At 49.4% G+C, this 759-nt stretch carries 1 protein-coding gene; it reads left to right on the top strand.

Annotation, left to right across the window (positions count from 1 at the left end; genetic code table 11):
- Nucleotides 1–759 (top strand): nucleotide 5'-monophosphate nucleosidase PpnN (gene ppnN, locus R7Q46_RS26655; RefSeq protein WP_318078153.1); only part of this gene is annotated, 759 nt, incomplete at both ends.

Genomic DNA, 759 nt, shown 5'->3' with positions numbered 1-759 from the left:
AAAACCGCTTCGAGTGATCTTTACCAGCTTTATCGTAACTGTACGTTAGCGGTATTGAACTCTGGTAGCCACACAGATAACTCCAAAGAGCTTCTCGATAAACACCAATCGTTTGATGTGAATGTAGTGCGCCGCGAGCGTGGCATTAAGCTAGAGCTGACCGACCCACCAGAGCATGCGTTTGTCGATGGAGAGATCATTAAAGGCATTCAAGAACACTTATTCTCTGTACTGCGTGACATCGTTTACGTGAACATGCACTTGGCTGACAGTCAGCGCCTCAATCTCACTAACCCAACGCATATTACCAACCTTGTGTTTGGTATTTTGCGTAACGCAGGCGCGCTCACTCCCGGTATTGAACCAAATCTCGTCGTCTGTTGGGGCGGCCATTCAATCAATGGCGTTGAATACCAATACACGCGCGAAGTGGGTAACGAGCTTGGCTTACGTGAACTTAATATCTGTACGGGTTGTGGACCTGGTGCGATGGAAGGCCCGATGAAAGGAGCGGCAATCGGTCACGCTAAACAGCGTTACACCGAGCAACGCTACCTTGGCTTGACAGAGCCTTCAATCATTGCCGCTGAGCCGCCAAACCCAATCGTCAACGAGCTGATCATCATGCCGGACATCGAAAAACGTTTAGAAGCGTTTGTTCGTATGGCGCATGGTATTGTGATCTTCCCGGGTGGTCCGGGTACTGCTGAAGAGTTGCTGTACATTCGTGGTATCATGATGCATCCAGACAATGCTGAT

Source organism: Vibrio sp. 811, assembly GCF_033339195.1.
The sequence above is the reverse complement of the archived record's forward strand: the minus strand, read 5'-3'. Positions and strand labels throughout refer to the sequence as shown.